Below are 21,702 nucleotides of genomic sequence, written 5' to 3'. Positions count from 1 at the left end.
TGAGCCGCACCACCGCGTCCCCGGAAGGGGAACGCACGCGACGCCGTGGCTGAGGCGCCGGGGAGCGGCATCAGCTGCCACTCCCCGGCACCGGCTAGGAACGGTGCCGGTCCAGGAAGTCCCGGATCGCGGCCCGCCAGGCCTCCGGCGCCTCGGCGGAGACCAGATGGCCGGACTCCACCTCCACCAGCTCGGCGCCCGGGATGCCCGCGGCCAGCTCGCGTGAGAGCTCGGGAGAGGCCAGCCGGTCCAGGACCGCGGCCACCACCAGGGTGGGAACGGAGACGTCGGCCAGTTCACCGGTGGTGTCCGCGGCGATCACCAGGTCCACCTGTTCGGGTGTGCCCTCGGGGATGAAGTCCGCCAGCCACGCCACCGAGCCCTCCAACTCGCCCGGAGACATCGCTTCCAGCGCCGGGTCTCCGGCGGCCACCAGGGTGAGGAACCGGGCGAGCAGATCGCGGTCGCCGTCCAACAGCTCCCGCCAGATCCTGGTCGCCAAGCGCATCCGGTTGTCCGCCCGGGCGAACCCGGCTGTCAGGATCAGCCCCGTGACCCGGTCGGGGTGTCGGGTGGCGGCGCGCACCGCGACCGCCGTTCCCAGCGAGTACCCGAGAATCGTGAACCGCTCCACTCCCGCGCCCACCGCGGTCGCGACCATGCTGTCGGCCACCGAGTCCAGGTCCAGCGGGACCGTACTGCGCGGGGTGGCGCCCGAACCGGGAAGGTCCGGGGCGACCACCGTGTGCGTTGAGGTCAGATCGTCCATGAGCGGTCCGAAGTTGGCCTCGGCTCCGCCACCGCCGCCGTGCGCGAGCAGCAGACCGGGACCGGAACCCTTTACTGTGTGGGAGAAGTGTTCAACCATGCGGCGACGGTAAGCAGTGACACCGGTGTGAAGGTCAAGAGTGAGGTGGGCCACCAGATGCTGATCGGGGAACTCTCGGAGCGCACCGGGGTGAGCCGTAGGCTGCTGCGTTACTACGAGGACCAGGGGCTACTGGAATCCGCCCGGTCCACCAGCGGGTACCGGGTCTACGGGGAAGAGGCCCCGCGAACGGTCCAGCGCATCCGTACCCTCCTGGACATGGGGCTGACCACCCGGACCATCGCCTCGGTCCTGCCGTGCGCGACCGGTGACGGGAACGAGCCCCTGGAACTGGAGATGTGCCCGTCCCTGCTCGCGACCATCCGCCGTGAACTGGCCGAACTGGACGAGCGGATCGACGAGCTCCAACGAAACCGGGGAGCCCTCGCGGCGCAGATCGGCTGCTGAGAGCACTCCCTCACGACGCGGGGGCCCTGAGCGGCCCCTGGAAGAGCCCCCTCCCCGGACTTCCCGGGCCGAGCTCAGAAGTCGGGAGTGAAAGCGAGCGCCCGCAGCGGTTCAGGCAGGGGCAGCCCGTTGGGCTCCCAGCCGGGGAAGCCGCCGTGCGCGACCGCCGCGCGCAGGTACTCCACGAAGGTGACGCCGGGGCGCCCCCGGGCACCGAGCAGGACCGGGTCCGCCGAGGCGTCGGGCAGGAGGACGTCGTGGGTGCCACCGCTGATGTCGGCCTTGTGGAGTTCGTCGGGGGCCAGATCGAAGTAGTGGAGCGAGGCCAGGACGGGCATCACCGGGCGGATCGTTCGGGAACACGTCCGGAGGCAACCCCTCGGGGCCGACGCCCCCGGCGCCGTTGCCTTCGCCCAAGGGCGGGAACCACTCCTCCACCCAGTAGCGCAGGTAGTCGGCCCCGGGGAGGCTGAGAGGGTCGGGCGCTCCGATGAGGGGGGAGAAGTCACTCCGCTCCGCCCAGGACGGGGCCGAGTGGTAGCGCAGTCCGATCTCCGGCCAGTCCCCAGTCAGACTGATCTCCCCGACCGAGCTCAGGTACGCGGCCAGGGCGGCGGGAACACCCCCGATCTCCTGCTCAAGGGCCGATACCCCGGCGCGGGCATCCGCACCGGGTGGTGTGTGGAGGGGAAACCCGGCAGAGGGTCTGAACCCCAGCTCGGGCAGGGCTTCGGCCAGCCGTGACATGGGGACGGCCACGCGTGCCATGGTCAGGTCGGCGACCTCTCGAACGTCTTCGCGCAGGTGCCGGGGGACCCGTCCCAAAGCGCCCAGGTCGTCCAGACCTCTTCGTGCCGTCCTGAGGCGTAGCGCTGCGTGTGGCTCGTCACGGAGCAGATCCTATGCCCGCGCACTGTCGGCCCCCGGCCGCTTCGGGGCTGGTGCCTAGTGCCGCGTGTCCGTGGCGGGCCGGGACCCACGCACACGGACGACCTGGCTCAGGACGGCGAGTACCGGCAGTTCCACCAGTGGGCCCACCACCAGCGCGACCGCGATGAGCGGCCGGTCCGGGAACGCGGCCACGGCGACCGCCAGCGCCACGGGGGAGTTGCGGGCCACCGAGGTCATGGTGAGGGTGACCCCCTGCTCCGCGGGCAACCGCAGCAACCGGCCCGTCGCCACCGCGACCAGTGGCATGACGAGGAAGAACAGGCCCAGCGGAAGCAGGAGCACCGCGAGGTCGCCCAGGTGCGCCGTCACCGCTCGGGCCTGCCAGGCGAACATGGCGAAGACCGCCGCGTACAGCAGCGGCAGCACCGAGGCCGAGGCCACCGGCATCACCCGCTCCTCCCGCCACCGCTCGCCCTTCCATCGCCGGGTAACCGAACGCATCAGCAGGGCGATCAGCAGGGGCACCACCAGCACCAGCAGAACCGCCTCCACCAGGGTGCCGGTGTCGACCATCGCCGCCTCGCCGCCGAGGAGCAGTACGTACACCGGCAACAACACCAACTGGAGCACCAGGTTCACCGGCAGCACCGCCGCCGCGACCCCCATGTGCCCGCGGGCCAGCCCGGTGAAGACCAGATACCAGTCCGTGCACGGGGTCACCAGCAACAGGAGCAGGCCGATCCGCAGGTCCGGGGATCCCCCCAACAGCCCTGCGCCCAGGGCCCAGGCGAACAGGGGAGTGAACACGAAGTTCAGTACCAGGCTCGCGGCGACCACCTTCCGGGCCCCGCGCGCCTGCCGCACCTGTCCGGCGTCCACCTGCGTGAACACCGCGGCCAGCATCACCATCAGCAGGGGCAGTACCAGGAAGCCCGCCACCTCGCCCAGGGGCCACAGCAGACCGGCCCCCAACCCGAGGACGGCGGCCAGCGCCACGAACACACTCTGGAACTTCTCTGACGTGGACACGCTGTGGCTTCCCGCGGCTTTCCGGACGACGGTGGGCCGCCCACCTGACAGACCCCGGTGGGGGACGGCCCACCCACGCTAGCCGAAGGCGATGACCAGGGCGCAGCCCCCGGATCCTTCGCGATCTCGCTACCAGGAGCGCTGAGCCACCGAAACCCAAGGTGCCGCACTCGCCCCTGGTAGCAAGATCATCCCTGGAGAGGGGGAGACGGTCCGGGTCAGCCGGTGATCTCACCGCGTTCGATGGCCGCCTGACGCCTGGCCTCGATGTCGTCGACCAGCAGGTCGAGCATCTCCTCGGTGACGCCCAGACCGAAGGACCGCAGGTTGACGATGGGCAGGGAACGCGCCATCTCCAGCAGGTCCCCGGGAACGTCGTCGAGGTCGGGGAAGGCGGCGAGCAGCTCTGCCACGACCGGGCCGCCGATGTGGTGGGCACGCCACTCACCGATGGTGCAGCGCTTGGTCAGCTTGCGCACGTACCGGTCGCCCGCCGTGGTGACCTCGCCGAGCAGCCGCAGGTCCCGGGAGGAAGCGCCCACGGAGACGGTGTAGGTGCCCGCGGCCAGGGACCAGCGCCCGTCCCGGGAATCCCAGACGGACAGGTCGCGTCCGGTGAGCGGGAGCCCGACCCGCACGCTCTCGCCCGGCTCCAGCGCCACCTTCGCGAACCCGCGCAGCTCCCGTACCGGGCGGGTCGGGTGGTCCTGCTCGACCCCCGTGTACAGCTGGGCGACCTCCTGCCCGGCCCGGTCGCCGGTGTTGGTGACGGTGAACGACACCGTCCACGCGCCCTCCCCGTCCGACTCCCCGCTGGGGGATACCTCCAGCCCGGAGTAGGCGAAGCTGGTGTAGGTGAGCCCGTACCCGAAGGGGTAGGCGACCGGCACGTCCAGGGTGTCGAAGTGGCGGTAGCCGACGAACACACCTTCGCCGTGGCGGACCACGCTGTTCTCGCCCGGGAAGTTCAGGTAGGTGGCGTGGTCGCTCAACCGGACGGGGATGGTCTCGGTGAGCCGGCCGGACGGCGAGACCGCACCGGTCAGGACGTCGACGACGGCCGCCCCGCCGGCCTGGCCCAGCAGCCAGCCCTCCAGTACGGCGTCCGCCTGCTCCTGCCACTCCGCCACGGAGACCACACCTCCGTTGGACAGCACGACCACCACCTGGTCACTGACCTCGCGCACCTTGGCGAGCAGCCCCAGCTGGCGCGCGGGCAGGCCGATCGTGGTCCGGTCGTAGCCCTCGGACTCGGCGGAGTCGGGCAGCCCCAGGAAGAGCACGGTCGTGTCCGCTTCGCGGGCGGCCGCCACGGCGTCCTCGACCAGTGTCGGGTCGTCCGTCCCGTCCAGGGTGAACCCGGCGGCGAACCGCACGCTCTTCAGGGAACCCGCCTCAACCGCCGCACCGAACTCCTCCAGCGCGCTGTGCACACGGGTCGGCGCCACGTGGGAAGAGCCACCGCCCTGGTAGCGGGGGGTGCGGGCGAACTCGCCGACCACCGCCAACGAGCGGTCCGCGGCCAGCGGCAGCACGCCGCCGTCGTTCTTCAGCAGGACCAGCGCCTCACGGGCGGCCTCCCGGGCCAGGGCGTCGTTGGCCCCGTGCTCCAACGGACGGGATGTGTCGGTGGTGACACGTTCCTGCACCCGCTTGAACCGCTCCACCACGGTGTCCAGCACGGACTCGTCGAGCTCGCCCCTCTCCACGGCTTCGACGATGAGGTGGTCGGTCCGGCTCGGCGGCATCTCCAGGTCGAGCCCGGCGCGGACCGCGGCGACCCGGTCGACGACCGCGCCCCAGTCCGAGACGACCACGCCCTCGAACCCCCACTCGCCGCGCAGCAGGTCTGTCAGCAGCCACGGGTCCTGGCTGGTGTACACACCGTTGAGCCGGTTGTAGGAGCTCATCACCATGGCGGGTTCGGTGGTGCGGATGACCTCCTCGAAGGCGGGGAGGTAGATCTCGCGCAGCGTGCGCTCGTCCACCTCCGCGCTGACCCGGTGCCGGTCGGTCTCCTGGTTGTTGGCGGCGAAGTGCTTGACGCACGCGCCGACCCCCTCGGACTGGATGCCCTTCACCAGTGCCGCGGCGATCCGCGCGGTGACGTGGGGGTCCTCGGAGACGTACTCGAAGTTGCGTCCGCACAGGGGGGAGCGCTTGATGTTCATGCCCGGCCCCAGGACGACGTCCACGCCCAGCGAACTCGCCTCCGCTCCCAGGGCCCGGCCGACCCTGCGCACGAGGTCGGGGTTCCAGGTGGAGCCCAGCCCGACGGCGGGCGGGAAGCAGGTGGCCGGAACGCTGCTGCCGAGGCCGAGGTGGTCGCCGTCCTCGGGCTGCTGCCGCAGGCCGTGCGGGCCGTCGGACAGGTGGAGGGGGCGCAGCACGCCCTCCACGCCGGTGCTGTGCCAGGTGTCGGAGCCGGAGGTGGCCGAGGCCTTCGCGGCCAGGTCGAGATGGGGGGCGTTGCTCATCGGTGCCTTTCTCAGGTGGGGTCGGCGCCACCCGTGGAGTCGGTGCCGGTGGGTCTTGCCGGGTCGGCGGGGGCAGCGGGGCCAGCGGGATCGTCCGGAACGGTGATGCCCAGGGTGCGCAGGAAGGAGACGACCGCGCCGCGCATGTCCACGGTGCCCGGGTCCAGGAGCCACTGGACCTGGAGCCCGTCCTGGAGCGCCAGGAACTGCTGGGCGGCCACCTCGGGGGTGGGGTGCGGTCGGTCACCGAGGAGCTCGGCGAACGCCGGAACGAGCAGTTCGCGCAGGATCTGGTAGCGGCCGAAGAAGTACTCGTGCGCGGGGTGCGCGGGGTCGGTGGCCTCGGCCGACAGGTTGACGTAGAGCGCGACCAGGCCGGGGGTGCCCGTGTTGCGCTCGACGATCCTCACGATGTTGTCGATGAGTTCCCGGTGACTGATCCCCTCGTCCAGAACCAGGGGTGCGTCAACGGCGTCGCGCTTGCTCAGCACGTGTATGAGGGTGGCCTCTTTGTTGGGGAAGTGGTGGAGCACCCCGGCGTGGGTGATCCCGGCGTGCGAGGCGATGTCGCGCAGGGACACCGCCCGGTAGCCCGATCGGGAGAACAGCTCCGTGGCGGAGTCGATGATGCGCTGCCGGGTGCGCTCCCCCTTGCTCATCCGGGGGCTCTGGCTCAGGTGCTGCCGTGCGCGCTCTCTGTCCGTCACGGGTGGCCCTCCTCGCAGATCGTCACCAGTTCGTCTCGCAGGGCTCCCTTGGTGGCCGAGAAGGCCGCGAGGACCGCGAGGGCCCCGAGACGACGGTTCCGGCACGCGTTCTCCCGCTCTTGCGGGACCCGGTCACCGTGGTGCACGGTGGTGCACGGCGACCGGCGCGAAACCTGCCATCTGGTTGATTTGTGGTGCCAGACACACTAGTCGATCTCCCGGAGGCCCATCAGGGCCCCGGGCCCTGCCCGCCGGAGTGGCCCACGCGGACGAAAGGCCGCCTGAGGGCAGGCGGCGGCTCATCTCAACCAGACCCTCATTGCGACAACCACTTGACTCCAAGCGCCGATTTCGCTTCTGGCAGCAAGTTCACGGGGGAGGGGGAGTGGAAAAGGCGCTTGGACCCTGCACTCAGCCCGGTGTTGGTTCCGATCGCGCTGGCGGGCTGGGCGCGCCTGATCTCGCCGGGCCCGAGGGGGCAATCCCGGTACCCGGCGGCGCGGAGGTGTCTAACGGTTCGTCCGGAGGTCCCCGACGAGAGTCGTCCATTCCGCGATGGGGAACGACAGGTGACCCGCTTCCCGGTGCTGCGTATCGCGCACGTCCGCACCGTGGGCGGACTCGCGGGCCTCAACGCAATCGTTCGTCCCGCCGCTGTAGGAACTCTTGTGCCATTCAGCCTGCACTGTCCAACCTCTTCACTTCGTCGCGGACTGCCCGAAGGGAGCCCTCCGGGTCCCATGCCAAGCCTTGCAGGCTCCCGAAGAGCATGCGACGTCGGGCGACCACGGTTGCGCTGGTCAGGATGCGTCCCTCTTCGGCGCTTTCGACATAGGCAAGCTCTGTTGAGTCCTGCAAGGTGATCACACGGAACGATCCGGAGTTGCCGGGGTGCCTGGGGTGATCAGCGGGCATGATCTGTAGGGTAATCCGCTCCCGCTCCGCAAGGTCTGCGAGGTGGGAGAGTTGTTCACGTGCTGTGATCACGCCCCCGTACCTTCGGCTCAAGAGGGATTGGTCCAGGACCAGCCACAGCAGCGGACGAAGCGCGTCCACGAAGTGGGTCGCCCGGGTCATCCGCTCGTCAACGCTTTTCGTGAGTTCCTCCGGGGAGAGCCACGGGGCGGACGCGGACACCAGAGCACGCGCGTACGCCTCGGTCTGTAGGTAGCTGGGGAAGGCCAGCGCCTGGTACTCCCAGACCGCTTGGGCGTCCTGGATCGCGGTAGCGATCTCCGAGAGCCACGGCGCCCGCCCGCTGCCGGTGAGGTCTTCCCACAAACGGGCGAGTCTGCCGAACCCGATCGCTTCGTCGAGGGCTTTGCGCAGCTTCACGGACGGAGGGGCTTTTCCGCATTCAACGTCTGATATCTGGCTCTTGCTGCTTTGGACACGGGTGGCGAGCGAGGTCTGTGTTAACTCCGCCTCGGAGCGCAGGCGCGCGACCTCACGTCCGTATCGCAGGAGAACTTGCTTCGGCACGGGGGGCATAGCTCCAGCAGATCACACAGCGGACAGTTTCGGAGCGGTTCCGAAGAATTCCGAAGCAGACGGAAAGGCTCCGGAGGATACACAAGCTCCTTTGCCTGGCGTGTTCCGGAAAGCAACACTACGAAGTGTCCTCAGTACCCTTCGGCTTCGGGAGGCTTCACGTGGTGACCGCATTCGCGACGGACACGACAGACAGGGCTGTTCTCGCGTTGCACTCCGCAATCCGTCGGCGGGGTGTGGCGGCCATGGACGGAGAGCGGACTGGCGAGGTCCGGGCGGAGCACGGAGGGCGTTGCATCGTGGTTCGGCTCTCCGAGGGCTTGTGGATCTCGGTGGTTGACGGGGGCGGCCGTACCGCTCCGATCGGCCGTGAGGGTGGGGAAGAACCCCTCGCCCGCTGGCTCACCGGCGAACTCCTGGGGCGGATATGACTGCTCCGGTTCGCACGTTCGCTGATTTCGCACGGTTGACGCGGCGCCGCCGCCCTCAAACCCCTGCCTCTCGTCTGGGCGGGCACCTGCCGCTTCCTCACAGGGGTCGACCCCCGTCAGGGCCGGGATGCCCACCGCACGATTGGAACCGTGCCACTGGTTCCCGAATTCAACAATGCCGCGCGTGTGGCATCACTCAGCGAGTCCCGTAACCCTGACTGGAAAGCCCTACATGTGCACTGACTGCGGCAAGCTGATCAACACGTCCGGCGAGTGCCCCGGGGGAACCCACTTCTCGGGAGTGTCCAGTTCGGTGCAGGCTTCGACGCGCTCGCGTGTCGCTTCCGTGAGGGAGAACCCACGCGCCTGGAGGATCGGGACCACGTTCCGGGTGGCTTCGGTGATCCGGCCTTCGTCCAGGCCTTCTTCGCGTGCTTCTCCTCGCCGATGCCGACGTACTCGCGGGCGAAGTCGCTCCGCCACTGGTAGGTTTCCACGGCCATCATGCCCTCCAGCTCCTTCCGGGCGGCCTCGTTAAGGCCGACCGGTACGTAGTCACAGCAGAACGCACTGTGCCCGTTTTCCGGAAGGTCGGGGGATCCCCCGGCTGACTGAGGCCGGGGCACCCACTCACGGTGTTGGTCAACCGCGCGACCACACCCCCGATGCGGCGGCCTTGGCGGTGTACTCCTCGAAGCCGGTCGCCGGGCGGGACAGGGCGCGCTCCACTCCGTCGGCGGGCTTGACGTTGCGGCCGTCCAGGACCTCGGTGAACAGCGCCGCCAGCCCGTGGGCGACCTCCTCGGGCATGCCGTCGGCGGCGGAGGCGGCCACGAACTCCTCCGTGGAGACCTTCCGGTAGGCGACCGGGCGGCCGGCGGCCTCGCCCAGAACGCTTCCCGCCTCGGTGAAGGTCAGCGCACTCGGTCCGGTCATCTCGTACAGCTCCCCGGCGTGCCCGTCCTCGGTCAGGGCCCGGGCGGCCGCCTCCGCGACGTCGTCCAGGTCCACGAACGGCTCGGGCACGTCCGCCACCGGCAGCGCGATGGTGCCGGACAGCACGGCCGGGGCGAAGAAGAACTCCGAGAAGTTCTGCGCGAAGAAGGCACAGCGCAGCACGGTCAGGTCGGGGAAGACCTCCCGCACCTGTCGCTCCGCGCGCTGGGCCTCCGGTTCGCCGCGCCCGGACAGGAGGACCATCCGGCGCGCGCCCTTCGAGGCCGCTCGCGCGGCGAAGGCGGAGACGGTCTCGGCCGCCCCCGGGAAGGCCAGGTCGGGGTGGTAGCAGAGGTAGACGGCGTCGACCCCCTCCAGGGCGGTGTCCCAGGTGCCGGTGTCGTGCCAGTCGAAGCGCGGGGTGCTCGTCGCCGGGTGGCCGGACCGGGAGGCGACCCGGTGGTCGGCGCCCCGCTCCGCCAGTAGACGGGTGATACGGCGACCGGTCATCCCGGTGCCGCCGGTGATCAGGACTCGTGTGGTGGTGCTGTTCGTTCCCATGGCTCCAGTACAACGGCAATTCGCTGGACGGAACATGGTTCCTCTGCTCGAATACATAAGAGAACGTCCAGTGACACTCGGAGGCCCCCGTGGATCCCCTGGTACATCTGATCGACGGGCCCCGCGCCCGCTCCGCCTTCACCCTGCGCGTGGTGATGAGCGCCCCTTGGGGCATCGACGTCCGCGACGGGTCCGCGCTCACGGTTCTGGTGGTCACCGGCGGCCGGGTCTGGCTGCGCCGTGAAGGCATCGACCCCGTTCGGACCGGCCCCGGCGACGTGCTGCTCATCCGGGGCGCGGAACCCTACGTGATCTCCGACCGGCCCGACTCCGCCCCCGGCACCGTGGTCCACCCGGGCAACCGCTGCATGAGCCTGGACGGCCGGGAGGTCCACCAGACCATGAGCCACGGCGTCAACACCTGGGGAAACGACCCAGAAGGCACGGACACCATGATCCTCGGCGCCTACGAGGACACCGGCGAGATCGGACGACTCGCCCTGGCCGCCCTGCCCCCCGTGGCCCTGCTGCCCGCCGGTTCGGTCGACGCCTCCGTCGTCTCCCTGCTCACCCGGGAGATCACCACCGCACGGGTGGCCCAGAGCGCCCTCAACGACCGCCTCCTCGACTCCCTGCTGATCATGGCGGTCCGCGCCTGGTTGGAGGCCCGTCCCGACACCGCCCCGAACTGGCTCAGCGCACGCCACGACCCGGTCGTCGCCCACGCCTTGGACCTGGTGCACGAACATCCCGCCCGCCCCTGGACCCTGCAGTCCCTTGCGGGGGAGTGCGTGGTCTCCCGCGCCACCCTGGCCGCCCGTTTCCAGCGCGCGGTTGGCAGTCCGCCCATGACCTACCTGCGTACCTGGCGGCTCACGCTGGCCTGCGACCTCCTGGTCGCCGAACCGGACCTGGGCCTGGAACCACTGGCCACCCGGGTGGGTTACGGGAGCGCCTTCGCCTTCAGTACCGCCTTCAAGAACCACACGGGAAGCAGCCCCTCGGACTACCGCAGGACCAAACGGGAACCCTCGCCGGCCGGATAGCGGGCGGAACGGTGCGACACGCGCCCCCTCCGAAGAGGCGAACCAGTGCGGGGCGCACCGTGGGCGGCCCCTGCGGCCCGTGTCCGTTAGGATGCCGCACGCCCGACCAGCGACCTGTACCCCGGTGAATCCACCTCAGCCCTTACGCAGCGGAGGGACCCCCAGATGAGTGACCGTACCCAGGCCTTCACCGGCCTCACCGAGAACTACCGGGCCTTTCGCCCCGGCTACCCGGACCAGACCCTGGCCACCTTGCGCGAGCATGTGCGTGCCGGTGCCACCGCCGACTGGCCCGACCCCTGGCTCCTGCTCGACGTCGGCTCCGGAACCGGTATCTCCACCCGCGCGCTGCGCGGCGTCTTCGGCCCCGGCCCCCGCGTGGTGGGGGTCGAGCCCGGTCAGGACATGCTCGACGCCGCGGCCTCCGAGACCGAAGGGGTCGAGTACGTGGACGCCCGCGCCGAGGACATCCCCTTCCCGGACGCCTCCGCCGCACTGGTCCTCACCGCCCAGGCCGTGCACTGGTTCGACCGCCCCGCCTTCTACGCCGAGTCCACCCGCCTGCTCGCCCCCGGCGGCACCCTCGCCGTGCTCAACAACAACCGCGACCTCGACGGCAGCGCGTTCATCGACGACCACGAGTCCCTGCTGGAGCGGTACAGCCCCGGATACGACCGCTACTACCGCAAGTACGACCTGGTCGGAGAGCTCTGCGCGGTCCGGGGGCTGACCGGAGCGACCGAGCACTCCTATCCCTGGGTCCGCGAACTCACGGCCGAGCAGTACCTGGGCATGGCGCTGTCCTCCAGCAAGATGGCGGCGGTCGTCCGCGAGCTGGGCGAGGAGCGCGCCCGGGCCGAGATCCTCGCCACCGCCGGGCGCCACTTCCCCGACGGGAACGTCAGGGTGCCCTACACCACCCAGCTGGTGATGGCCCGGCGGGTGTGAGCCGGTGCGCTGACGCGTCCCGAGGGCACCACCGGGTAGGTATCGGAAGGTAACTCTCGAACCAGGAGGCACACGTGGTACTCGGACCACTCGCCTACCTGCTGGTCGCCGCCGTCGTACTGGCCTGGGGATACGGGCTGTACCGGCTGGTCCGGCGGCAGGCGCGCCGTGAACGCGACCCCGACGACCCCGGGCCCGGCCCCGGAGGACCGCTCAACGACTGGTGACCGGGGTGGCTCCGGCTCCGCGCGGCGCTGGCCCCGTGCCCCGGAACGGCGTGGTTTTGCAGGATCGCGCCCTCCCGCTGGCGTTGGCCAAAGACGTGACCGGGAAGGCTCCCGCCGATCGGGCCCGCTCCCCGCGAGCCAGGCAACGACGACGGGGGACCACGCACCCATGGCGCAGCTGATCGTACTCGGAGTGGCCGACCGGGACACCGCCGAGAAGGCACTCGACATCGCCGCTGACCTCAACAAGAAGGAACTCCTCCGACTGGAGGACGCCGCCTACGCCTACAAGGACGACAAGGGCCGCCCGCGCATCCACCAGACCGTCAACCTCACCGGTTACGGTGCGGCGGGCGGCGCACTGTGGGGCACGCTCATCGGTCTGCTCTTCCTGAACCCGCTCCTCGGCCTGGCCGTCGGCGCGGGCACGGGCGCGATCGCGGGCAGACTCAGCGACGTCGGCATCGACGACGACATGATCAAGGACATCGGCTCCGAGCTCCAGCAGGACCGGGCCGCGGTCTTCCTGCTCGCCGACGACGCCACCATCGACCGCGTGGTCGACGCCTTTCGGCCGCTGAACCCGACGGTCATCCAGACCAACCTGTCCAAGGACAACGAGAAGGAGCTCGTCGAAGCCCTCCAGTCCTAGGATCCCCGACCCGGATCCCCGGGCCCTCTCACGCCGCCGGTGCGGGCCACTCGCACCGGCGGCTCTTCTTCCCCGGTCGAGAGGAAGCGCACCCCGCTCGGCTGATCGCCTCGGCCCGTACGACGAGGAGAAGTGATGACCGGTAACGGACCCGACCACTCCGACGACACCGACTTCGTCAACGCGGACCGGGGTCTGATCGCACGGCTCGAACCCGGACGGGTCCGGGACGACAACGGGCGGGTGGTGTGGGACGCCGACGCCTACGGCTTCCTCGAGGGTGAGTGCCCCGACACCGCCGACCCCGGTCTCTGGCGGCAGTCCCAGCTGTGCGCCAGACAGGGGCTGTTCGAGGTCACCGAGGGGATATACCAGATCCGGGGTCTGGACCTGTCCAACATGACCCTGGTGGAGGGCGACCAGGGCGTCCTGGTCATCGACCCGCTGGTCTCCGCCGAACCGGCGCGCGCCGGGCTGGAGCTGTACCGGGCGCACCGCGGCGACCGGCCGGTCAGCGGGGTCATCTACTCACAGTCGCACGTGGACCACTTCGGCGGGGTCGGCGGGGTCACCGACGGCACCGTGCCGATCCTCGCACCCGCGGGATTCATGGAACACGCGGTGTCGGAGAACGTCTACACCGGTCCGGCGATGGCCCGTCGCGGCCTCTTCCACACCGGATCCCACCTGGAGGCCGGACCGAGGGGACACATCGGTGTGGGGCTGGGCCTGAGCAGGTCCTCCGGCACCGTCACGCTCATCGCGCCCAACCGCTCCATCACCCGCACCGGCCAGGAGGAGGTGGTGGACGGGGTGCGGATCGTCTTCCAGATGACGCCCGGCCCAGAGGCCTCCACCGAGATGAACTTCTACTTCCCCGAGCACCGGGCCCTGTGCATGGCGGAGAACGCCACCCACAACCTGCACGACATCCTCACCCTGCGCGGGGCCCCGGTGCGCGACGCCCGGGTCTGGTCGCGCTACCTCGACGAGGCCATCGCGCTCTTCGCCCACGAGTCCGAAGTCCTGTTCGCCTCCCACCACTGGCCCACCTGGGGAGCAGACGAGATCGTCGCCTTCCTACGCCAGCAGCGCGACCTCTACGCCTACCTGCACGACCAGACCCTGCGCCTGATCAACCAGGGGTACGTGGGCATGGAGATCGCCGAGCACCTGCGGATACCGCCCGGCCTGGAGCGGGAGTGGCACACCCGGGGCTACCACGGTTCGGTCAGCCACAACGTCAAGGCGATCTACCAGCGTTACATGGGCTGGTTCGACGGCAACCCCGCCCACCTGTGGGAACACCCGCCAGAGGAGGCCGCGCGACGGTACGTGGAGTGCATGGGCGGCATTGACGAGGTGGTGCGCAAAGCGGACGGGTACCGGGACCGGGGCGATCTGAGGTTCGCCGCCACACTGCTCAACCACGCCGTGTTCACCGATCCCGGACACGCTCGCGCCCGAGCCGCGCTGGCCGGGGTGTACGAGCGGCTGGGCTTCGGATCGGAGAGCGCCACCTGGCGTAATTTCTACCTCCAGGGCGCCGCCGAACTGCGCCGGGGCAAACCGGACCTGCCCCCGAACCTGGGAACGGGGATGGGGGCGGCGCTGTCGGTGGACCAGCTCTTCGAGTCCGTGGCGATCCGGGTCAACGGTCCCAAGGCCTGGGAGGAGTACTTCGTCATCGACTGGGTGTTCACCGACTTGGACACCACCTACCGGACCACGCTCTCCAACGGGGCCCTCACCACCCGTGAGAAGCCGCGCTGGGGCGAACCGGACCTCACCATCACCCTGAACAAGTTCCGCCTGCTGCGCCTGCTCGCGGGAAAGGGGACCGAGGGCATGAGTTTCTCCGGGGACGAACAACTGCTTGACCGCCTGCTCGGCCTCCTGGACCAACCCGATCCGACCTTCGACATCGTGACCCCCTGACCGGAGTCCGCCGGGGAAACCTACCTGCCGGACTGTGCGGCGATCCCGTCCAGGACCATGTCCAGGCCGGACACCACCCAGTCCGCACGTCCCGTGTCCGCGTCCGCTGAGCTTTCCGAACCCGGGGTTCGCGCTTCGGAGCCGGAGCCGGACGCGGAGTCCACCAGGGCCGCAACACGGGGGAAGGCGGACAGGTCGTCCCCGCTGAGCCGCCTGCGCCAGGCGTTGCCGGGGTTCCGTTCGTCCAGGTCGCCTTCGCCGCCCAGCGCCAGGCGGGCACTGCCCTGGAGGTAGTGCGTGACGGCCATGATCGCCCGCCCGGCCTGTTCCGGTGTGAGTTCGAGGGGTTCGAGGGCGGCCAGTGCCCACTCCATCGACGCGAGCATGTGCGGTCCCACGGGCGGCGCGAGGGTCGCGGTGGCGGTGAGCAGCCACGGGTGGGCCGTGTACATGTCCCAGTCGTGCCGGGCGAGCAGGCGCATCCGCTCACGCCAGTCCATGTCGCCGGGATCGGGGTAGGCGTAGCGGGAGTGGAGGGTGTCGATCATCTCCCGGAGGAGCTCCTCCTTGTCGCAGACGTGCCGGTACAGCGACATCGCCCCCGCCGAAGGGGTGGAGGCGATCAGCGCCAGCCTGGGCGCCGCCCTCGCCGTCGCCGACCACCTCCCGGCCGGAGCCGCCGGGAGCCTGACCTCCTCGGCCCGCGAAGTGTTCGTGTCGGGAATGGCCGCCACCGGCCTGACCGGAGCCGTGCTTCTGCTGATACTGGCCGGGGGCTCCTGGTATTGCTACGCCAGAAAGGACGGATGAGCGCTCTCCCGGGTGGGCGGTCAGTGACGGGCACGGAGGCGGCGGAGCATGCGGGCGTCCTGGAAGCCCACGGTCCGCGCCGCGGACTCCAGGGTCGCCCCCTCGCCGATCAGCTGTTCGGCGCGTTCCCAGCGCAGCTGCTGCTGGTACCGCAGCGGGGTCAGTCCGGCGGCCTCGGTGAAGGCGCGGGTCAGGGTGCGTTCGCTGACCCCGGCCGAGGCGGCGAGCTCGCCCAGGGGCAGGGGTTCGCTGAACCGGGCGTCGATGGTGTCCTGCACCCGGTGCACCAGGTCCACCGGGTGGCTCCGGTGCCGCAGCATCGCGCTGACCTGGGGCTCGTCGCCGTTGCGGCGTGCGTAGACCACCATCTCCCGGGCCACCGAGGCCGCGACGGCCGGTCCGTGCCACCGGGTGACCAGGTGCAGTGCGAGGTCGATGCCGCTGGCGATGCCCGCCGAGGTCACCACCCGGCCGTCGGACACGTACAACACGTCCGGTACGACGCGGGCGCGTGGAAACCTCCGGGCCAGGTCGTCCTGGAGGGAGTGGTGGGTGGTGCACCGGCGTCCGTCCAACAGCCCGGCCCTGGCCAGGGCGAACGCACCCGAGCACACGCTCGCCACCGTGCCCCCGGCCGCGTGGTGCGCGACCAACGCCTCAGCCTGGGCCGGGGTGGCGTGCGGCGCGGAGCCGCGGGTCCGCCAGCCGGGGACCAATACCAGGTCGTCGGGGGCGAGCTCGGGCCACTCGACCTCCGCCCGCAGCCCGATCCCCTGGGCGGTGGGTACCTCGGGAAGGTCGGCGACATGGTGCAGCTCCACCGGGCGGCCCAGCTCCGCCAGCGTGGAGAACACCTGAGCCGGGCCGGCCAGGTCCAGTAGATGGAGCCCGGGCAGCAGCAGGAAGACGACCTTGTGCACGATCCGGTCAGCCTATCCGAACCCGCCAGGCCACCGGCTCAACTCTTCTCGCCGATGATCTCGTCCACCGTGCGCACCGTGGCGAAGCGCCCGGACAGGGCGTAGACGGTACGGGTGATGATGTCCCGGGGCAGGAGGGTCCGGGGATCGTCGAGGATCTCCTGGAGCGGGCGACCGGGCGCGGACCCCGGCGCCTCGATGGGTTCGGTGGCGGTGGCGTCCACCGCGAGGGTCATGGCCAGCCCCAGCTCCGAACCCATCCGGGTGGTGGTCTCGCAGCACTGCTCGGTGCGTACCCCGCAGACGGTGACCTCGCCGACGCCCCAGCCGGTGAGCAGCCGCTGCAGGTCGGTCCCGGTGAAGGCGCTGTGCGCGGTCTTGGTCAGCAGGGGTTCGCCGTCGACCGGGGACAGCCCGGGCATCGGTTCCACGAACCCGCGTTCGGGGTCGAACACGGTGCCGGTGCCGGGTTCGGTGTGCAGGACCCACACGACCCGGTCGCCCCGGCCGCGGAAGTGGTCGACGAGGCGCCCGATGGGCTCGGCGACCTCGGGGTCGGAGGAGGCCTGCCAGCTCTGCCGCTGGAGGAAGGACCGCTGCGCGTCGACGACCACGAGGGCTCTGCCGGTGAGTGTGGGGTTCATGCCGTCCACCCTCCCAACGGCAGGGGCTCCGGAACAGACACGTTCCCGACCACTGCCGGACCGATCCGGTCACAGGTCCAGGGTCCAGTCCTGCCCGACGAGGTCGTGCCCGAAACTGTGGTGCGGCTCCTCCTTCACCAGGGTGAACCCGGCCCGCTGGTAGATGCGTCGGGCGGCGGCGAGGACGTCGTTGGTCCACAGCGTCACGCGCTCGTACCCCTGGGCCCGGGCGTACTCCAGGCAGTGCTCCACCAGCGCGGAACCCAGCCCCAGGCCGCGCGCCGCGGGGGTGACCACGAGCAGGCGCAGCCGGGCGGTGCCGGGTTCGGAGTCGGGAACGCAGAAGACGCCGCCCACCCGTTCCCCGTCCGCCTCGGCGATCCACGCCGCGCCCGCGGCCGGGTCGAAGTCGGCGACGATCCGCGCGACCAGCGCCTCATAGCTCTGGTCCCAGCCGTACTGTTCGGCGTAGGTCCGGCCGTTGGCCATGACCACCCACCCCAGGTCCCCGGGGACGCCAAGCGGTCGGATCCGGGTATCCACGGGCCCTCCAGGGTACTGACACGACTGTTTCAGTTCCTCTAGGGAAAGTCCGTGACCACAGCAGGAACAAGCCCTTCGCCGCGACGGAGACAGCTGCTCGAGGCCGCCTACCGGTACGCGCTCGCCCACGGACTGGCCGACCTGTCCCTGCGTCCTCTGGCGACCGCCATCGGCTCCAGCCCGCGCGTCCTGCTCTACCTGTTCGGCAGCAAGGACGGCCTGGTCCGCGAACTCCTCGGCTGCGCCCGCCTCGACGAACTCGTCCTCCTGGAACGGCTCCCCCGGGGAGCGGGTCTGGCGCGGACCGCCACCCACGTGTGGGAGTGGCTGGCCGCTGAGGAGCACCGGGCACTGCTGACCCTGTGGGTGGAGGGCTACGCCCGCTCACTGGTCGACCCCCGCGGCCCCTGGGCCGACTTCGCCGCCACCACCGTCCGCGACTGGTTGGACGTGCTCTCCGAGTCCCAACCCGACCCCGACACCCCCGAGGCCCTCGCCCAGCGCACCCGCGCACTCGCACTCCTGCGGGGCGCCTTGCTCGACCTCCTCGCCACCGGGGACACCGACCGCGTCACCCGGGCCGTTCGGGCCGACCTCTCCAGCCTCTGAACGGGCGCCTGTCCGCCAAGCGATTCGGGTACGCCGCCGCCAGGCCCCGGCCAGGGCCCGGCGGCGGCGCCCGCGGACCCGGGGCTCACCCGAGGTCGGAGCGAGCCCGCGAACCAGGGCGGGCTCAGCGGACCCGCCACCGCCTCCCCCTCGGACGAAGGGCGGCCGCCGGGCTCAGACGAGCCGCTTCTTGAAGCCGACGTGGCTGGGCTCGTACCCCAGGCGTTCGTAGAAGCGGTGGGCGTCCTGACGCTTGACGTCCGAGGTCAGCTGCAGCATCACGCAGCCGCGCCCCCGGGCCTCCCGCTCGGCCCACTCCAGCAGGTCGCTGCCCAGGCCGCTGCCGCGTTCGTCGGCGTGCACCCGTACCGCCTCGATCTGGGCACGCGTGGCGCCCCGCCGGGACAGGCCGGGCAGCACCGTGAGCTGGAGCGTGCCGACGACTCGGCCGTTGCGGCGGGCCACGGCCAGGTACTGGTGCGGGTCGGCGTCGATGACCTCGAAGGCCTCGATGTAGGCGGACAGGTCGTCGGGGGTCTCGCGCTGGGCTCCCAGGGGGTCGTCGGCCAGCATGGCGACGATCGCTTCCACGTCCGTCTTCAGAGCGCGTTCAATGGTGAGCATGAGCCCAACCTAGCGAGCCGCGTCCGCGGGGCTCTCGGTTAACAACCGTTTCCTGCCACTGGGATCAGGACTCTCCCGATTCCGCTCTCCCGATCCCCGGTCCGGTCAATTACAGTTGACCCATGAACACCGAACAGCTCGCCGCGCTCACCCGGGCCCTGGACGGGGACGACCCGCTGGTGGGGTTGGACGCCGTCGTCCAACTGCGGGGGGAGGCCGAACGGGCCGAGGCCGTCCTGGTACGCCGTGCCCGGAACCAGGGCGCCACCTGGGCCCGGATCGCCGAGGTCCTCGGGGTGTCCAAGCAGGCCATCCACAAGAAGTACGGCGGCCGGGGACTGCTGCGCAACCAGAAGTAGCCCGACGCCCTCCCGTGGGCCGACGCGGGAGCGCTCGGGCTCAGCGCAGCGCGGCCGCGAAGCGTGCCATGCGCTCCCCGAAGCCCTCCGCGTCGCCGAACCACACCCCCACCGAGTCCGCCCCCGAGGCCGCCAGCTCACGGAAGCGCTCCACCGCCGCCGCGAACTCCGCCTCACCACCGGTCCACGCCATCCGGACCCCGGCGCGCACCGGGCGGCGGGTGAGTTCGCGGAGCCGGTTGCGGGCCGCCCGGAACACCTCCGGGTCCGGGTCGGCCCCCTGCCACTCGTCGGCCCACTCCGCGGCCCGACGCAGAGCCGCGTCCGAGCCGCCGCCGACCATCAGCCGGACCCGCTCCGCCGGGCGCGGCTCGAACACCCCTCGTTCGTAGGAGTGGAACCTTCCCCGGAACGGGCCCTCGCCCTCGAACAGGTGCCGGAGCAGCGCCAGCGCCTCGTCCGCCCTGGCACCCCGTTCGGTGAACTCCGCACCCACCGCCGCGAACTCCTCGCGTTCCCAGCCCACCCCCGCCCCGAGCGTGAACCGGCCCCCGGACAGCCGGTCCAGGGTGGCCACCTGTTTGGCGAGCAGAAACGGATCGCGTATCGGCAGCACCAGCACGGACGTACCCAACCGGACCCGTTCCGTACGCGCGGCCAGGTACGCCAGGGTCACGAGGGGCTCGTACACGCCCCGTACGCCTCGCCGTAGGGCCGGGGAGGCAGGAGGTGGTCCGGCAGCCACACCGTGTGCGCCCCGAGTTCCTCGGCGCGCACCCCCAGGTCCACCAGGGTGTGCGGGGACATCGCCGGCGACTCGTCGGGCAGTACGACCTGGAAGCGGGGCCCGGTCAGAGGTTCGGTCAGCTCGCTCATGCGGCGACGGTAGCCCGTCACACCGGTGTGAGGGTCAAGACACCCGGCGGGACCTGTGGTCCGGTGCCGGGGCGCACGGATCCCGGGGCAGGGCTCGGGCCAGGCCGCCCGGCAGGGTCAGCCGGGCAGCCAGGGCGCGGTGCGGGGTCCCCGGCGCGTCCAGGATCTCCGGGTCGTCCACGGCGCCCCGCTCGTCCACCAGCACGTGGTCGATGGCGGCCCCGGGCAACGGATCGCCCACCGGCCAGGTGCCGGTCAGGCCCTGCCCCAGGTGCGCGGCGGCGTCGGCGTAACCGCTCTCCGGGACGTCGCGCATCTCGGCGTGGTCGAGGGTGGCGTTGAAGTCGCCCGCGAGGACGCGGACGGTGTCGTCGGCGGCCTCGGGCAGCCCGCGCAGCCCGTCCCGCCAGGCGGTCATCGTGGAGGGCCGGCGCGGCGGCGTCGGGCGCACGGGGACCGCCTCCACCGGTCCTGAGGCGTCCGGGGCCGTCAGCCCGGCTCGCGGCAAGGCCAGTGAACCGATGCCGTGCCCCGCGTCGCCGAGGTCGTCGAGCGGGTACACCGAGGGCGCCGAACCCCCCGGCGGTTCGCAATGATCAGTCCTGTCGAACCACTTCCGCCGCCTGGCGCCCAGCGGCGAACTCCCTCAGGTAGGCCTGCGCACCGAGAGCGTCCCTGGCCGCCGCGCTGATCCGGTCGACGTCCCCCCGTTCGGCCTCGGGCAGGGGAGCACCAGCCGACTCCCGTTCGGCCGCCGCGGTACCGAGCAGGCGGGCCGCCCCGGCCGCGTCCCCGTCGAGCACCGCGACCCCGGCCAGACCCTCACGGGCCAGCGCCACCGCCCGCGGATCACCGGTGGCCCGGGCCGCGACCAGCCCCTCGGCGTGCAGTTTCCGGGCGGTGCCGGAGTCACCGCGCAGCTCCGCCACGAACCCCAGCTCGGTCTTGCCCAGCGCGACCCCGGGCAGGTAGCCGCTCGCGCTGTTCCACTCCACGAGCCGCGTCATGCGCTCCTCGGCCGAGTCGAGCCTGCCGCGTCTGCGGTCGGCCAGGGCCAGGCCGTTCTCCGCGAAGGCGGCCCCCGCGCCGTGGGCGCGTTCCCGGGCGATGCGCAGAGCGCGCTCGTGGAGCTCGGCCGACGTGTCGAAATCGCGGCGGAGCAGGGACAGCCTGCCCAGGCTGGACAGCTGTTCGGAGACGGCCACCCACAGGTCCAGGTCCTCCGCCACCCGCAGCGCCTCGGTGTGCAGCGCGCGCGCTGTGTCGTAGTCGCCGCCGATCTCCGTCAGGGTGCCGAGGATGCGGGTTGCGCTCAGACCGCCGGCGGCGTCTCCGAGTTCCCCGAACAGGTTCACCGCGCTCTCGGCGTCGGTCCGGGCCCGCGCCAGAGCCCCCCTGACCAGGCGCTGTTCAGACCGCACCACCAGTGTCGACGCGATGCCCCACCGGTCCCCGAGCTCGCGGAAACCGGTCAGCGCCTCCTCCGCGAGCCGCCTGGAGACGATCGGGTCCCCGGCGCCCAGCATGGCGGACGCGCACAGCAGCCTGGCGTGCGCGGCTCCCTCCGGATCGTCCGCGCGGGCGTGGGCGTCGAGGAGGGTCCGCAACTGTTCGTTGGGGTCCTGGTCGCCGGGGCCGAGGAAGCCGGGAGCCAGGAAACCGGTGCCGGTGAGCCAGGCCAGTGCCCGCAGCCGGGCCGGGGACCCG

General features: G+C 71.2%; 23 protein-coding genes and 1 pseudogene. 9 read left to right on the top strand and 15 right to left on the bottom strand.

Annotation, left to right across the window (positions count from 1 at the left end; translation table 11 throughout):
• Nucleotides 1-94 precede the first annotated feature (94 nt).
• Complete coding sequence (locus HNR07_RS17415; protein ID WP_184365891.1) at nt 95-868, bottom strand: alpha/beta fold hydrolase; 774 nt, start codon at nt 866-868, stop codon at nt 95-97.
• A gap of 57 nt (nt 869-925) precedes the next feature.
• Between HNR07_RS17415 and HNR07_RS17410 the strand changes: the two genes are divergently transcribed.
• Nucleotides 926-1,276, top strand: coding sequence for a MerR family transcriptional regulator (locus HNR07_RS17410; protein ID WP_184372197.1), 351 nt, complete (start codon nt 926-928; stop codon nt 1,274-1,276).
• 74 nt (nt 1,277-1,350) lie between these two features.
• On the opposite strand, the gene HNR07_RS17405 is transcribed toward HNR07_RS17410, so the two are convergent.
• From HNR07_RS17405 to HNR07_RS17375, 7 genes are all read right to left on the bottom strand, one after another.
• The gene (locus tag HNR07_RS17405; protein WP_184365890.1) at nt 1,351-1,614 is read right to left on the bottom strand and encodes a hypothetical protein; all 264 of its coding nucleotides are present in this window, start codon (nt 1,612-1,614) and stop codon (nt 1,351-1,353) included.
• A 607-nt stretch (nt 1,615-2,221) separates the two neighbouring features.
• Nucleotides 2,222-3,196 carry an arsenic resistance protein gene (locus HNR07_RS17400; RefSeq protein WP_184365889.1) on the bottom strand — a complete coding sequence of 325 codons (975 nt, stop codon included), beginning with the start codon at nt 3,194-3,196 and terminating at the stop codon, nt 2,222-2,224.
• A gap of 218 nt (nt 3,197-3,414) precedes the next feature.
• Nucleotides 3,415-5,673, bottom strand: coding sequence for a glycoside hydrolase family 3 C-terminal domain-containing protein (locus HNR07_RS17395; protein ID WP_184365888.1), 2,259 nt, complete (start codon nt 5,671-5,673; stop codon nt 3,415-3,417).
• Between the two features lie 11 nt (nt 5,674-5,684).
• Nucleotides 5,685-6,380, bottom strand: coding sequence for a TetR/AcrR family transcriptional regulator (locus tag HNR07_RS17390; protein WP_376769927.1), 696 nt, complete (start codon nt 6,378-6,380; stop codon nt 5,685-5,687).
• Between the two features lie 509 nt (nt 6,381-6,889).
• A complete protein-coding gene (locus HNR07_RS17385) occupies nt 6,890-7,066 on the bottom strand; it encodes a DUF397 domain-containing protein (RefSeq protein WP_184365887.1) in 177 nt (58 codons plus the stop codon).
• The gene (locus HNR07_RS17380) at nt 7,056-7,871 is read right to left on the bottom strand and encodes a helix-turn-helix domain-containing protein (RefSeq protein WP_184365886.1); all 816 of its coding nucleotides are present in this window, start codon (nt 7,869-7,871) and stop codon (nt 7,056-7,058) included. The genes HNR07_RS17385 and HNR07_RS17380 overlap by 11 nt, the downstream gene beginning before the upstream one ends.
• A 1,073-nt stretch (nt 7,872-8,944) precedes the next feature.
• On the bottom strand, nt 8,945-9,799 hold the full coding sequence (locus HNR07_RS17375; protein ID WP_184365885.1) for an NmrA family NAD(P)-binding protein: 855 nt from the start codon (nt 9,797-9,799) through the stop codon (nt 8,945-8,947).
• Nucleotides 9,800-9,888: 89 nt separating this feature from the next.
• On the opposite strand from HNR07_RS17375, the gene HNR07_RS17370 reads away from it, so the two are divergent.
• The 5 genes from HNR07_RS17370 (at nt 9,889) to HNR07_RS17350 (ending at nt 14,610) form a co-directional block, all read left to right on the top strand.
• Complete coding sequence (locus HNR07_RS17370; RefSeq protein WP_184365884.1) at nt 9,889-10,845, top strand: AraC family transcriptional regulator; 957 nt, start codon at nt 9,889-9,891, stop codon at nt 10,843-10,845.
• Nucleotides 10,846-11,010: 165 nt separating this feature from the next.
• Nucleotides 11,011-11,793, top strand: coding sequence for a class I SAM-dependent methyltransferase (locus HNR07_RS17365; RefSeq protein ID WP_184365883.1), 783 nt, complete (start codon nt 11,011-11,013; stop codon nt 11,791-11,793).
• Between the two features lie 74 nt (nt 11,794-11,867).
• Nucleotides 11,868-12,020: a hypothetical protein gene (locus HNR07_RS17360; protein ID WP_184365882.1), complete on the top strand. Its 153-nt coding sequence runs from the start codon at nt 11,868-11,870 to the stop codon at nt 12,018-12,020.
• 169 nt (nt 12,021-12,189) lie between these two features.
• Nucleotides 12,190-12,672 (top strand): DUF1269 domain-containing protein, encoded by a 483-nt coding sequence (locus tag HNR07_RS17355; RefSeq protein WP_184365881.1) that lies wholly within the window; start codon nt 12,190-12,192, stop codon nt 12,670-12,672.
• A gap of 135 nt (nt 12,673-12,807) precedes the next feature.
• Nucleotides 12,808-14,610, top strand: a complete 1,803-nt coding sequence (locus tag HNR07_RS17350; RefSeq protein WP_184365880.1) for an alkyl/aryl-sulfatase — start codon at nt 12,808-12,810, stop codon at nt 14,608-14,610.
• 20 nt (nt 14,611-14,630) lie between these two features.
• Here HNR07_RS17350 and HNR07_RS17345 read toward each other — a convergent pair whose 3' ends face one another.
• Nucleotides 14,631-15,158 carry a TetR/AcrR family transcriptional regulator C-terminal domain-containing protein gene (locus HNR07_RS17345; protein ID WP_246420372.1) on the bottom strand — a complete coding sequence of 176 codons (528 nt, stop codon included), beginning with the start codon at nt 15,156-15,158 and terminating at the stop codon, nt 14,631-14,633.
• 19 nt (nt 15,159-15,177) lie between these two features.
• Between HNR07_RS17345 and HNR07_RS17340 the strand changes: the two genes are divergently transcribed.
• On the top strand, nt 15,178-15,420 hold the full coding sequence (locus tag HNR07_RS17340; protein WP_184373100.1) for a hypothetical protein: 243 nt from the start codon (nt 15,178-15,180) through the stop codon (nt 15,418-15,420).
• Between the two features lie 20 nt (nt 15,421-15,440).
• On the opposite strand, the gene HNR07_RS17335 is transcribed toward HNR07_RS17340, so the two are convergent.
• The 3 genes from HNR07_RS17335 to HNR07_RS17325 all read right to left on the bottom strand — a co-directional run bounded on the left by HNR07_RS17335 (nt 15,441) and on the right by HNR07_RS17325 (nt 17,527).
• Nucleotides 15,441-16,340, bottom strand: coding sequence for a GlxA family transcriptional regulator (locus HNR07_RS17335; protein WP_184365879.1), 900 nt, complete (start codon nt 16,338-16,340; stop codon nt 15,441-15,443).
• A gap of 38 nt (nt 16,341-16,378) precedes the next feature.
• Nucleotides 16,379-16,984 (bottom strand): cysteine hydrolase family protein, encoded by a 606-nt coding sequence (locus HNR07_RS17330; RefSeq protein WP_184365878.1) that lies wholly within the window; start codon nt 16,982-16,984, stop codon nt 16,379-16,381.
• Nucleotides 16,985-17,053: 69 nt separating this feature from the next.
• The gene (locus HNR07_RS17325; RefSeq protein WP_312893863.1) at nt 17,054-17,527 is read right to left on the bottom strand and encodes a GNAT family N-acetyltransferase; all 474 of its coding nucleotides are present in this window, start codon (nt 17,525-17,527) and stop codon (nt 17,054-17,056) included.
• 51 nt (nt 17,528-17,578) lie between these two features.
• Between HNR07_RS17325 and HNR07_RS17320 the strand changes: the two genes are divergently transcribed.
• Nucleotides 17,579-18,136 carry a TetR/AcrR family transcriptional regulator gene (locus HNR07_RS17320; protein WP_184365877.1) on the top strand — a complete coding sequence of 186 codons (558 nt, stop codon included), beginning with the start codon at nt 17,579-17,581 and terminating at the stop codon, nt 18,134-18,136.
• A gap of 174 nt (nt 18,137-18,310) precedes the next feature.
• Here the strand turns inward: HNR07_RS17320 and HNR07_RS17315 are convergent, their stop codons facing one another.
• Nucleotides 18,311-18,760, bottom strand: coding sequence for a GNAT family N-acetyltransferase (locus HNR07_RS17315; protein ID WP_184365876.1), 450 nt, complete (start codon nt 18,758-18,760; stop codon nt 18,311-18,313).
• Between the two features lie 122 nt (nt 18,761-18,882).
• Between HNR07_RS17315 and HNR07_RS17310 the strand changes: the two genes are divergently transcribed.
• Complete coding sequence (locus HNR07_RS17310; protein ID WP_184365875.1) at nt 18,883-19,119, top strand: hypothetical protein; 237 nt, start codon at nt 18,883-18,885, stop codon at nt 19,117-19,119.
• A gap of 40 nt (nt 19,120-19,159) precedes the next feature.
• Here HNR07_RS17310 and HNR07_RS17305 read toward each other — a convergent pair.
• A pseudogene (locus HNR07_RS17305) lies at nt 19,160-19,995 on the bottom strand (TIGR03619 family F420-dependent LLM class oxidoreductase).
• Nucleotides 19,996-20,029: 34 nt separating this feature from the next.
• The gene (locus HNR07_RS17300) at nt 20,030-20,557 is read right to left on the bottom strand and encodes an endonuclease/exonuclease/phosphatase family protein (RefSeq protein WP_246420370.1); all 528 of its coding nucleotides are present in this window, start codon (nt 20,555-20,557) and stop codon (nt 20,030-20,032) included.
• Nucleotides 20,558-21,702 lie beyond the last annotated feature (1,145 nt).

Source organism: Nocardiopsis metallicus (assembly GCF_014201115.1).
Classification (GTDB): Bacteria; Actinomycetota; Actinomycetes; order Streptosporangiales; family Streptosporangiaceae; genus Nocardiopsis; species Nocardiopsis metallicus.
This window is presented reverse-complemented; position numbering and strand designations above follow the sequence as displayed.

What these genes read in the sequence shown, in the direction of transcription:
- HNR07_RS17415 (WP_184365891.1), bottom strand. Translation starts at nt 868, where the DNA reads ATGGTTGAACACTTCTCCCACACAGTAAAGGGTTCCGGTCCCGGTCTG.
- HNR07_RS17410 (WP_184372197.1), top strand. Translation starts at nt 926, where the DNA reads ATGCTGATCGGGGAACTCTCGGAGCGCACCGGGGTGAGCCGTAGGCTG.
- HNR07_RS17405 (WP_184365890.1), bottom strand. Translation starts at nt 1,614, where the DNA reads ATGCCCGTCCTGGCCTCGCTCCACTACTTCGATCTGGCCCCCGACGAA.
- HNR07_RS17395 (WP_184365888.1), bottom strand. Translation starts at nt 5,673, where the DNA reads ATGAGCAACGCCCCCCATCTCGACCTGGCCGCGAAGGCCTCGGCCACC.
- HNR07_RS17380 (WP_184365886.1), bottom strand. Translation starts at nt 7,871, where the DNA reads ATGCCCCCCGTGCCGAAGCAAGTTCTCCTGCGATACGGACGTGAGGTC.
- HNR07_RS17375 (WP_184365885.1), bottom strand. Translation starts at nt 9,799, where the DNA reads ATGGGAACGAACAGCACCACCACACGAGTCCTGATCACCGGCGGCACC.
- HNR07_RS17365 (WP_184365883.1), top strand. Translation starts at nt 11,011, where the DNA reads ATGAGTGACCGTACCCAGGCCTTCACCGGCCTCACCGAGAACTACCGG.
- HNR07_RS17355 (WP_184365881.1), top strand. Translation starts at nt 12,190, where the DNA reads ATGGCGCAGCTGATCGTACTCGGAGTGGCCGACCGGGACACCGCCGAG.
- HNR07_RS17350 (WP_184365880.1), top strand. Translation starts at nt 12,808, where the DNA reads ATGACCGGTAACGGACCCGACCACTCCGACGACACCGACTTCGTCAAC.
- HNR07_RS17345 (WP_246420372.1), bottom strand. Translation starts at nt 15,158, where the DNA reads ATGATCGACACCCTCCACTCCCGCTACGCCTACCCCGATCCCGGCGAC.
- HNR07_RS17330 (WP_184365878.1), bottom strand. Translation starts at nt 16,984, where the DNA reads ATGAACCCCACACTCACCGGCAGAGCCCTCGTGGTCGTCGACGCGCAG.
- HNR07_RS17315 (WP_184365876.1), bottom strand. Translation starts at nt 18,760, where the DNA reads ATGCTCACCATTGAACGCGCTCTGAAGACGGACGTGGAAGCGATCGTC.
- HNR07_RS17310 (WP_184365875.1), top strand. Translation starts at nt 18,883, where the DNA reads ATGAACACCGAACAGCTCGCCGCGCTCACCCGGGCCCTGGACGGGGAC.